At 53.8% G+C, this 3,231-nt stretch carries 4 protein-coding genes; all 4 read left to right on the top strand.

Annotation, left to right across the window (positions count from 1 at the left end; all coding sequences use genetic code 11):
• Positions 1–185: hypothetical protein (locus T18_RS27315; protein ID WP_210187546.1), on the top strand; the 185-nt coding region annotated here is incomplete at its 5' end.
• 124 nt (positions 186–309) lie between these two features.
• Positions 310–1,452, top strand: a complete 1,143-nt coding sequence (locus T18_RS24255) for a PIN domain-containing protein (RefSeq protein ID WP_010892460.1) — start codon at positions 310–312, stop codon at positions 1,450–1,452.
• A 190-nt stretch (positions 1,453–1,642) separates the two neighbouring features.
• The gene (locus tag T18_RS24250; protein ID WP_139322530.1) at positions 1,643–2,437 is read left to right on the top strand and encodes a hypothetical protein; all 795 of its coding nucleotides are present in this window, start codon (positions 1,643–1,645) and stop codon (positions 2,435–2,437) included.
• Between the two features lie 89 nt (positions 2,438–2,526).
• Entirely contained in the window at positions 2,527–3,111 is a 585-nt protein-coding gene (locus T18_RS24245; protein WP_040132272.1) for a trypsin-like peptidase domain-containing protein, read from the top strand.
• Positions 3,112–3,231: the final 120 nt, after the last annotated feature.

The raw sequence follows: 3,231 nt of genomic DNA, 5'->3' as shown, positions 1-3,231 counted from the left end.
AACTGATCGCGTGGGACACGCTACTCAGCGATGCCCGCGAGCGAAATCAGGCCTTCTTCGATCGGGCTGGGATTTCAGGCAAAAGCTTCTTCGTCGAAGCGCAGGACGCAGCGCATCAGCGCCTTCGAGCTGCTGACGACAAAGCTGCCGAGACCACCTTAAGTTACGAGGCAGCATCGGTTTAATCGTAGAGCAGCTGCTGAGACGTTGAGTCGAGTAACGACATAAGTGGCATCGATGCGGTGCATTGTGTCCTCTAGACTACTATGGCGAGATGAATAAAACGATTTACAAGTCGGGGAGGAGCAGGTGCCAGCGTATGATGCGGACGAGATCAGGGCGTTGATCGCCGGAGGCGAGGTCGTTGGCTTTACTCTCGACACGAATATTATCGATGGCTTGAACGCCAACGGCAATCTCGACAATCGCATCTTACTGAGTATCGAAAATCTGAAGACGAAAAAGATCACCGTTGTCTTGTCGGACGTGGTGGCAAACGAAGTGCTGGCTCACATGGCGAAAGCGCACCAAGGAGCGCACGAACAGCTCGCTACGGCTCTGAAAACATACAACAAGATTTGGAAGGATTATGCATTTATCGCAGGCGAGCTCGCAGCCAAACTGCTACCGACGGAGGTAATCAAGGACCATTCAGCCGCACTCCTCAAGACTTTTTGCGAAAAAGTCGGCGTCTCAATCATCTCTTCTGCTGAAGCCATTGGCGTTGCGGAACTGATGGAGCGGTACTTCACGAACCAGCCGCCATTCGCAGGCGCCGACAAAAAATACGAATTCCCGGATGCTGTAGCGCTCGCTGGCGTCGATAAGTGGTCGCAAGACCACGGGTATCTTCTGTGCGTCAGCAGGGATAGGGGTTGGATCAGCTATTGTGAGGAGAGTGAATATCTCTATTGCGCAACCGATCTGGGCAAGGCTCTTGCTTTGTTTCATGAGGACGAAGCGATCGTCGCGAAGTGCCTTACCCATTTAGCTGAGGAGCCCGAAGGCGCGCTTGCCCATGAGATCGCGAACGCTATCCAGCGCGACCTTGACGACCTCGACTTTCAAGTCGAGGCATCAGCTTATATGGAGTGGGAGGCAGAGCTCGAGGAAGCGGCCGTAGAGTCCGTTGTATATGCTGGAGGCCCTGAGCAACGGATTGTCGCTTCCGACGGTCATACGGTAACTTTTCTGATCCCGGTAAACGCGAAGCTTAAGATCCAAGCTGGCTTTCACTTTTCCATTCACGACAGCATCGACAACGACTACGTTTCTCTCGGCGGCTCGATTGAGGAGGTCACAATCGAACATCGTTTCGAAGTCACGCTGACGATAGATGGGAAAGGGAGCGAGGAGATCACAATCGAAGACGCCAGCGTTAATCCGGCGACGAGCTTGCGCGCTGTGGATTTTGGTCATGTTCAACCGTTCTACGAACACGAGCCTGATTGAACGTCGAGCACGTGCTTGAGCTCGACCTCCTGTTATAACGCTGGTAAATCGCCGATGGTGTCAGATCGATGTCGCGCTCACTCGACCCATCAAATATGAGGCGGTTGACCCTAGGTACCGCGCCAAAACCCGGACACCGATGCGGCCGACCGGCGCACAGGCTGACGAATTGCGAACTCACGAGGTAGGCATGGTAGACGGTTTGGGTTTTCACCTCGATGATCGTGACTACGCCCATTATCTGATCGCAGACTTGGACCTCGAAGCGCAGCTAATTGCGATCAGAGCGATCATTGCTCGGAATGCTGCTGCAGCCAAAGATGCCTCAGATCAGATAGATAAAATGGCGGAATGGGCTCGGCAATCGAAAGGAAGGGTGAGCGATCACGCGACAGATCTTTGGGTCGACGAGATGCACGCATCGGTCTACTCCGACGCGGCGGCTAGTATGGCCGCACTCGGCATGTTTGCCCCACTCATCGAGAGCATTTTCACGCATACGTTTCGTGCGCTCCATCGCATGTACCGTTCAAGCGAAACACCGTTTCCTGCGCATGAGAGATGGACGCGGCTACCGGAGGAAATGATTGACCGCTGGTCTGCCAATATCTACGTCGACGTCGAAGCTGCTCGGACAGATTTACCGGCAGGTATCAAACAGCTGTCTCACGCGGTGGGGCTTTCCAAGTTTATAACGAAGAGCGACTTCCGGTTGGTGAATGCTCTACTGAACTACAGGAACCGCATGTTCCACATGGGTTTTGAATGGCCTCTCGAGGATCGCCAGAAGTTCGAGAAGCTGGTAAACCAAAACCGGTGGGAGACATTTTTCACAAGTTCCCGTCATGGCAATGAGCCATGGATTTTTTACCTGACCGACAGCACAGTCGACGGGCTTCCGGACTGGGTTGATGAACTCATTACTAAGATAGGACTTTTCGCTCGATCGTTGCCCCGAGACCTGCTCAGCGGTTCGGTCGAATAGTGCCTGGAGTGGCTACCGAACCGCATCGGCCTCCGTGGACTTTGTTGTTCTTCCAATGTCCATAGCTTTTGTCAGCGAGAGGGGTACTTTTGAGCGCATTCCTAACTGCCGAGGAGGAGCAAACGCTTTTCAAGATCGTAACGGATTTGATGATAGAAGCCGTGAGGCCATCGGCGACAGCACTTGTCAGCGAGAATGACGATGATGTGCGGCTTGGGGGGTCTGGGACCTTCATCAGCGTTGCGGATCGGCTCATCGTCCTGACATGCGCGCACGTGACCAACTGCGGTGGTACGGATTATGGCTTTTACGGATCGACCCGGATGTTCTCAGGAAAGGGCAGTGTCGTCCAGTCGTCAAGAATTGACGTCGCATTGATCGAGGTCCCGTTTGAGGTTTGGCGCGACAACGCTGCGAATGCGGTCGCCATTCCGATGGAGTCATTGGGGGCCAGCCACGACCGCGTAGACAACGAATTGTTCTTCCTGATGGGCTTCGCCGGCGAAAACTCGCGCTTCGCTTTTGAGAGCATTGAGGGAACAGCAACGGGCTATTGTACTCAAATCAACAGAGACGCGCCGGCCGGATTGGTGACAAGTTGGGATATGACGACCGAAAGCTTAGTCGCACGACGTATTGAAGATGTTCGTGAATGGATTTTGGAATCACTGTAACCGCTGCTTAGAGCAGCCGAGCAGCGTATCAGGCGCAGCGTCAGCTTCGAAGTCATCCTCTGGAGCGGCCGCACAACTTCCAGCTTCAACAAGCCTCAACACGAAGCCATAAAGGACTAC

This window comes from Rhizobium sp. TBD182 (assembly GCF_001950375.1).
GTDB classification, from domain to species: Bacteria; Pseudomonadota; Alphaproteobacteria; order Rhizobiales; family Rhizobiaceae; genus Agrobacterium; species Agrobacterium tumefaciens.
The sequence above is the reverse complement of the archived record's forward strand: the minus strand, read 5'-3'. Positions and strand labels throughout refer to the sequence as shown.

What these genes read in the sequence shown, in the direction of transcription:
- T18_RS24250 (WP_139322530.1), top strand. Translation starts at nt 1,643, where the DNA reads ATGGTAGACGGTTTGGGTTTTCACCTCGATGATCGTGACTACGCCCAT.